Genomic DNA, 6,197 nt, shown 5'->3' with positions numbered 1-6,197 from the left:
GCTCGATGCGACTGCTGGTTTCGGCAACCGGCCAATCGATATGGACGTCAGTGTCAATGGCCGTTTCCTGTACGCCTTGGACCCCGCCTCTGAAACCATCGACATGTTTAAAATCGAATCCGATGGCAGCCTGACCGACCTTGGCACGGTCGCCGGGGGTCTTTCCATTTTTGCGCAGGGTCTCGCAGTCCGCTGAGGTGGAGGAGAGCGCATAACGACTTTTAAGAAATACCGGACGGGCTATAAGGGGCGGTACCTCTGGGTTTCCGCCCTGCCCGCCATAACGCATTGCGCATTCTGTCGGTCCTCGGGTGGACAATAACGGGCATCTATATCCTGGAGGTCAAGGACAATGAGAAAGGTCCTGTCACATTTCCTGAAGTTTTCTATTCTGCTACTTATCTTCCTTGTGTTCTCTTCGTGCGGTGACATCAAGGAAGCCTTCAGTATCCTTGATATGAATATATCCTTCGCTTCTCGGCAATCCCAAGGAGTCCATGAGACTTCTCATTACATCACCTTCAGACCAAATGTAAATGTCTTGTCTCATCCAATTCTCACAAATATAGCCTAAACATATTTGGGTAGTAAAAGATACTTTTTCTGCTCATTTTAACCTGTTGAATCTCATGCCACTGATGCAGAGGGTTTGTTGTCCCTTCTCGCATCTATTAATATGACATATTTCTCATTATTTAAGTGAAGTTCTTTTAAAATACTATTTACTCTTTTCTCTTCTTCGGCACTGAAGAACAGGATAACCTTTATTGCCTTGTCGGTGTCATGAGCTCGTTGGTATATTTCAACTTGTTTTGCGAGATTCTGGACTAACCTCGTATTCGAGGCGAGTTTAAATTCAACAAGTGTCTTATCCTTACTCCCCTTTGAAATCTTGTAATCAACTGGGCCGCGGCCTTCATTAGCTTCACGAGTAACATCTGAGGGTGATGCAAACCATGTTAATCGAAACATAATCTGAAGATCTTTCTCTCTTCTTATTGGCTCGCCCTTTATGTAAAAAATTCTATACCCGTCTTTGTTCTCAATCACATTTTTTAAAAATATCACCCTTTTATAGCTCTCTTCAAGCGTATCATATCCAACACTATAGAAATCTGATGTTTTGAAGACTTTAGTGATAAACGAAGAAAGCGTTTCTATAAAGAGCGCTTCCGTTGCCCTCACCTTTTGTTCGCTAACTGATTTGGCTTCATCGCCAGCATCTTCTTTATAGCGAATATAGTAGTCAATTAGTTCAGGGTATTCATTTATAACCTTTCCAACCGCTATGGCGATATCGCGTTTAGAAGGTTGCTTATCACCCCTGCCCCTTTTCTTTTTCTGTGGTTTTGGCAGATTGGATACAAAATAATAATTCAATTGCGCCCTTAGTTGAGAATTGGGAATAGAAATTACAATATCGCTAAATTTGCCCACAATATCAGACTTGTTAATCCAAGTGTCATCTTTGGTAAGAATATCCTTAGGAGTGAGCAAGACAAAGTCTGAGTTATAGCAGGGAAGATCATATTTTTCTGACATCCATGAATGCGAATTATAATTAAATGCCACTTTGGGAATGGCGAATATTTCTCTTTGTGATTTATCGATATGCTGTTTTGCAAATTTCTGAGTATAGTCTAATAAGAAATGCTTGATTAGATTTGTTGTGAAATCGCTAATGTTGTCTCTACCTACATTTTCTTTTATAAGGCAAAGTTTCTCTAAGTGGCTACTTGCAGTGATAGTTTCATTACCAAAATTCGAGAAGATGTCGCTGAGATTGCTGTGAAGAGCTCTTGCAAAATCAATCCCCAGGCCGCTGCCACTATTGCCAATTAGACTATAGCCCAACCAGTTTTGCTTCACCTCAGGGAATATGAACCAAGCTTTAAGAAGCCCACGATTAATGGGACCTTTTAAAGACATCTCGCGTAAAAATGAAAGATATCTTAATATTTCGTCATGCAGTGTCTGGTAAACTTCATCTTTGCTGTTGAAGAGTAGAAAAGGATCTATGAAAAGTGGAAGGTCATTAATAAGAGATATGTTAAACGCACCATATTGTTCAATTAAAGCAGGGTCAACATCGAATATGTCAGAGAAGTAGACTCTCATAGCTTATTTATTATTAATCATCTCCTATACCCCGCCAAATAACCATCTGAAAGTAGCATAAAAAAGCCTAAGGGGTCAAATGTTGATAAGGCAGGGGCCGAGTAATATTAATGGGGACTGGCGACCATTTATGCTATCGATTGCTGGTTATAACCTATACTTGACGATATCTTTCAATCTCACTTCTAGGAAGGAAGGAGACACAGTAGAGTTAAACCTTTGTGAAACTGTTGGTGACGGTTTGGTGACGGTTATTCGAGCACAAAGGACGCAGTAACCTATTGAATAATAAAGAAAACATTGGCGGAGGGGGTGGGATTCGAACCCACGGTAGGTTGCCCTACAGCGGTTTTCAAGACCGCCGCCTTCAACCACTCGGCCACCCCTCCACGGCAGCCTTTCCATTATAACCGCCGCACCGGCCTTTACCAAAGCCCTCCGCAAACAAAACTCCCGGCGCCCCTAGACGCCGGGAGTCGTTTCGTGCTCTCTCTGGGAAAGCCGCTTACGCCGAGCGCTTCTCGTAGATGAGGACCGGCTTTTCGCCCTTCTCGATGACCTCCTCGTTGATGACGCACTCGGTGATGCTCTTGTCCGAGGGAATCTCGTACATCACGTCCAGCATGGCGTCCTCCAGGATGGAGCGCAGCCCCCGCGCCCCGGACTTCCGCTGGATGGCCTTCCGGGCCACCGCGCGGAGGGCGCCCTCGGTGAACCTGAGCCGCACGTTGTCCAGGTGCAGGAGCCTCTGGAACTGCTTGACCAGCGCGTTACGGGGCTGGGTGAGTATCGTGATGAGGGCCGCCTCGTCCAGCTCCTCCAGCGTGGCCACCACGGGCACGCGGCCCACAAACTCCGGGATGAGCCCGAACTTTATCAGGTCCTCCGGCTCGGCCAGGCGGAGGAACTCGCCCACCCGTCTTCCGGCCGGGCTCTGGGCCTCGCTGCCAAAGCCCACCACCTTCTTGCCGGTCCGCCGGGCGATGATGTCCTCCAGCCCCACGAAGGCCCCGCCGCAGATGAACAGTATCCCGGCCGTGTCCACCTGGATGTACTCCTGCTGCGGGTGCTTCCGCCCCCCCTGCGGGGGGATGTTGGCCGTGGTGCCCTCGATGAGCTTCAGCAGGGCCTGCTGCACGCCCTCGCCCGAGACGTCCCGGGTGATGGAGGGGTTGTCGGACTTGCGGCTTATCTTGTCTATCTCGTCGATGTAGACGATGCCCCTCTGGGCGCGCTCCACGTCGAAGTCCGCCGCCTGCAGGAGCTTGAGGATGATGTTTTCCACGTCCTCCCCCACGTAGCCCGCCTCGGTGAGCGTGGTGGCGTCGGCGATGGTGAAGGGCACGTCCAGCAGCGTGGCCAGCGTCTGCGCCAGCAGGGTCTTCCCCGTGCCGGTGGGCCCGATGAGCAGGATGTTGGACTTCTGAAGCTCGATGTCCGCGTCCTGGGTCGTGTATATGCGCTTGAAGTGGTTGTAGACGGCCACCGAGAGGATCTTCTTCGCCTGCTCCTGGCCCACCACGTACTCGTCCAGGGACGCCTTCAGCTCCTGGGGGGTGGGAAGCTTCGGAAGGTCGGCCTCCCGCACCTCGGCGTCCAGCTCGTCGGCGATGATCTCGTTACACAGGCCCACGCACTCGTCGCAGATGAACACCGTGGGGCCGGCGATGAGCTTCTTGACCTCCTCCTGCGCCCGTCCGCAGAAAGAGCATTTGTACTGTGTCTCTTCTTTCTTGGGCAAAAAAGACCTCCTGGTTACTGCACCTTTTTCGTGGAGGTGATGACGGTGTCCACGATGCCGTACTCGCACGCCTCGTCGCCCGACATGAAGAAGTCCCGGTCGGTGTCCTCGGATATCTTCTCCAGGGGCTGGCCCGTGTGCGCGTTGATGATGCGGGTGAGGGAATCCTTGACCTTCAGCATCTCCCGCGCATGAATCTCGATGTCGGCCGCCTGTCCCTGAAACCCCCCGATGGGCTGGTGTATCATGACCCGGGAGTGCGGCAGCGCGTAGCGCTTCCCCCTGGTCCCGGCCATCAGGAGCACCGCCGCCATGCTGGCCGCCTGCCCGATGCAGTAGGTGGCGATGTCGGGCCGCACGTACTGCATGGTGTCGTATATGGCCAGTCCCGAGGAGACGATGCCTCCCGGGGAGTTGACGTACAGGTGGATGTCCTTCTCCGGCTCCTCGGTCTGCAAGAACAGGAGCTGTGCGATGACCGTATTGGCCACCGCGTCGTCTATCGGGGTGCCGATGAAGACGATCCTGTCCCTCAGAAGACGGGAGTATATGTCGTAGGCACGCTCCGTCCGCCCGGTCTGCTCGATGACAATGGGAATTATGCTCATGGTTGTTCGACCTCTGCTCGCTTCAACAGTATGTCGAGGACTTTCTCCTCGAAAATGGAGTCCTTCAACCCCTCCAGGGACCCGTCCCTGGAGACGTAGTACTTTACCACGTTCTCGGGCGTCAAGTGGAGCCGCATGGCGAGCTCCACGACCCTGTTCTTGACGTCCTCCTCGGCGACCTCCACGCCCTCCTTCTTCCCGATGACCCGAAGAAGAAGGCTCGCCCTGACCTGCCGCTCCGCCTCGGGGCGGAGCTCCTCCCGGAGGGCCTCCTCGCTGTCCTCACGGCGCCCCTGGGCCCGGGCCCGGGCGACCAGGTGGTCGAGCTCCTGCTTGAGGAGCGACTCCGGAGCCTCCGGCTCGTGCGCCCCGATGACCTTCTTCAGGACCTCGGCCTTGAGGATGTTGTCCACCTGCTCGTTCTTGGACTTCTCCAGCCGCTCCCGCACGTGCTCCCTGAGTTTGGCGAGGTCGTCGAAGTCCATGTCCTTGGCAAACTCGTCGTCCAGCTCGGGAAGGCAGACGTTCTTTACCTCCTTCAGGGTCACCCGGAAGCGCTGCGTCCCGCCCGCTGGCTCCTCCGGATGCTCCTCAGGAAAGGCCACGTCGAACTCCACCGTCTCGCCCTTCTTCTTGCCCGTGACGTTTTCGCTGAACTCCGGGGGCAACTGCCCGCTGCCCACCTCGAAGACCTCGTCCGTTCCGCGGGAGCCTTCTTCCTCCCCCACGGTCTCGTAGTCCATGACGACCATGTCCCCCTGGCCCGCGGGCTCCTCAGAGGGCTCGTAGGAGGCCCTCTCCCGCCGGAGCTTCTGGAGGGTCTTGTCCATGTCCTCCTCGCTCACCTCGCGGGGCAGGTCCGTGACCTTCACGCCCTCGTAATGGAGGTCCTTTATCTCGGGCATGACCTCCACGGTCACGCTGAAAGAAAGGGGGCCGTTTCTCTTGTACTCCATGCCGCCCTCGATGACGGGCGCCGAGACCGGCGTCAGCTCCGCTTCTTCGAGCGCCCGGGAGTAGTACTCCGGCACCATCTTCTCCACGGCCTGGGACTCCACGTCCTTCCCGTAGCGCTTCTCGATGAGCCCCATGGGAGCCTTCCCCGGGCGGAACCCAGGAAGACGGCTCTTCTGCCTCAGGGCGTTCAGGGAGCTCTGTATCTCCCCCTCCATGGCCTCCCCGGGGACCTCTATGTGGATGCGCTTCTTGGTCGCACTTATGCTCTCGACGTTTTTCAACATGATTTTTAGATTAATTCAATTGATAACCCTTTGTCAATTTAGGGGATTTTGGGCCTTCGCCGCCTCCTGCACATGCGGGGATGCGGCCTTGCCGGTGTGGTCTTTTCCCCAGGGAAAAGTGGGGATATCACCTTTTTTTACACACGCCCTTCCCCTTTTTTGTGATTTTGCAACAAAGCCGATAGATTCCAGACGCGATTTCCGCGTATAATCAGCCACTTTCGATATGGGCATGGAAGTTGCACCATGTTTTTTCAGGAAGGCCGGATGAAGGAGGCGGAAGCCATGCTGAAAACGCAGGCCCCGGAACTCAAGCTCAAGGAGCTGGTGGAGATTCTCATGGAGAGCGCCTTTTACTTCGATCTCACCTTGAGTGAACGGCACCTTCTCATAAAGCGCCTCCTCAGCTCCGCAGAAAAGCCCGAGCACCTGTAGCGGGTGTCCGCACCTCTTTGGGCCGCCCGGAGCTCTGCGAGGCCCGTGTTCGCC

General features: G+C 54.0%; 6 protein-coding genes and 1 tRNA gene. 2 read left to right on the top strand and 5 right to left on the bottom strand.

The window, feature by feature from the left end:
* Window positions 1-196 (top strand): hypothetical protein (locus P8Y39_03785; GenBank protein MEJ2191456.1); only part of this gene is annotated, 196 nt, incomplete at its 5' end.
* 431 nt (window positions 197-627) lie between these two features.
* Here P8Y39_03785 and P8Y39_03780 read toward each other — a convergent pair.
* The 5 genes from P8Y39_03780 to tig all read right to left on the bottom strand — a co-directional run bounded on the left by P8Y39_03780 (window position 628) and on the right by tig (window position 5,708).
* A complete protein-coding gene (locus P8Y39_03780) occupies window positions 628-2,118 on the bottom strand; it encodes a hypothetical protein (protein ID MEJ2191455.1) in 1,491 nt (496 codons plus the stop codon).
* A 301-nt stretch (window positions 2,119-2,419) separates the two neighbouring features.
* Window positions 2,420-2,507: transfer RNA gene (locus tag P8Y39_03775), tRNA-Ser, on the bottom strand.
* Between the two features lie 116 nt (window positions 2,508-2,623).
* Window positions 2,624-3,859 (bottom strand): ATP-dependent Clp protease ATP-binding subunit ClpX, encoded by a 1,236-nt coding sequence (gene clpX / locus P8Y39_03770; protein MEJ2191454.1) that lies wholly within the window; start codon window positions 3,857-3,859, stop codon window positions 2,624-2,626.
* A gap of 14 nt (window positions 3,860-3,873) precedes the next feature.
* Complete coding sequence (gene clpP, locus P8Y39_03765) at window positions 3,874-4,467, bottom strand: ATP-dependent Clp endopeptidase proteolytic subunit ClpP (GenBank protein MEJ2191453.1); 594 nt, start codon at window positions 4,465-4,467, stop codon at window positions 3,874-3,876.
* Window positions 4,464-5,708, bottom strand: coding sequence for a trigger factor (tig, locus tag P8Y39_03760; GenBank protein ID MEJ2191452.1), 1,245 nt, complete (start codon window positions 5,706-5,708; stop codon window positions 4,464-4,466). Before tig ends, clpP begins: the two co-directional genes overlap by 4 nt.
* Before the next feature lie 267 nt (window positions 5,709-5,975).
* Here tig and P8Y39_03755 point away from each other — a divergent pair, with 267 nt between their 5' ends.
* Entirely contained in the window at window positions 5,976-6,143 is a 168-nt protein-coding gene (locus P8Y39_03755) for a hypothetical protein (GenBank protein MEJ2191451.1), read from the top strand.
* The last annotated feature ends 54 nt before the right edge of the window (window positions 6,144-6,197 follow it).

It is taken from the genome of Nitrospirota bacterium (assembly GCA_037386965.1).
Taxonomy (GTDB): Bacteria; Nitrospirota; Thermodesulfovibrionia; order Thermodesulfovibrionales; family JdFR-86; genus JARRLN01.
The sequence above is the reverse complement of the archived record's forward strand: the minus strand, read 5'-3'. Positions and strand labels throughout refer to the sequence as shown.